This is a genomic window from Bradyrhizobium sp. BRP19 (assembly GCF_020194195.1).
Lineage (GTDB): Bacteria > Pseudomonadota > Alphaproteobacteria > Rhizobiales > Xanthobacteraceae > Bradyrhizobium > Bradyrhizobium yuanmingense.
The window spans coordinates 1-383 of the sequence record NZ_JADYVZ010000253.1; the positions used below are offsets into that span (position 1 = coordinate 1).

At 64.0% G+C, this 383-nt stretch carries 1 protein-coding gene; it reads left to right on the plus strand.

Annotated elements, in window-relative coordinates:
• Positions 1-21: 21 nt before the first annotated feature.
• Positions 22-383: hypothetical protein (locus I6F36_RS39440; RefSeq protein ID WP_225173345.1), on the plus strand; the 362-nt coding region annotated here is incomplete at its 3' end.

Genomic DNA, 383 nt, shown 5'->3' on the forward strand with positions numbered 1-383 from the left:
GAACATGAGAAGTTCGCACCCATGATCAAGGGCATGGTGGCGCGGGCCGAAGGGCTCCCGAACGGCTTCGTTCTTCCGGCGCGGCTGCACGAGTACGGTATCCAGGTCGTCGACACTCCTTATGGTCGCCAGCAGACCGGCGATATTGACATCTCCGAGGGTCGAGCATCCGCACTAGCGGTCGTTCTGGCATCGGCGATCACGTCGACGACGTTCGACGGGTGTGACTGGGATGCCATGGCCGAAAAGAACGAATACACGCCGGACGCGTTACGGCGGTGGCTGGAGCTCCACCTGACCGAGACGGACTCGCCGGACTACACCACCTTCGGCGCCTCGGGCCAGTTGCACGCGGCATGGGCGCTGGCCGCCCAGGTCTACAC